Here is a 272-nt window from a genome sequence, read left to right as displayed (position 1 = left end):
GTACCAAAGGGGAGAAAAGACAACTGGGTATATTCATATAGCTCGAAGAGATGCAGGAGAAAAACTATTCAAGTTAAGGGATAGAAACAAAGCTTTAGATGGTGGATATCATTTAGAAGATGTCATGAAAACCATTGTTAGAAATAAAACAATGCAATCAAAAGGATATTCCAAAGAAAAAACTCTCTCCGATCGAAGCGAAAACAAACAGCAAAAAAACGTTCCAATGGATATTCCATCTATCCCTCATATGTCTAATAATACCTTTGAAG

The 272-nt window shown here is 34.6% G+C and carries 1 protein-coding gene; it reads left to right on the top strand.

Annotation, left to right across the window (positions count from 1 at the left end; translation table 11 throughout):
- Positions 1 to 272, top strand: a 272-nt coding sequence (locus EOC06_RS41195) for a hypothetical protein (protein WP_206631372.1), incomplete at both ends; no start/stop codon positions are given.

Origin of the sequence: Mesorhizobium sp. M7A.F.Ca.MR.362.00.0.0, assembly GCF_004023175.1 — a bacterium.
Taxonomy (GTDB): Bacteria; Pseudomonadota; Alphaproteobacteria; order Rhizobiales; family Rhizobiaceae; genus Mesorhizobium.
The sequence above is the reverse complement of the archived record's forward strand: the minus strand, read 5'-3'. Positions and strand labels throughout refer to the sequence as shown.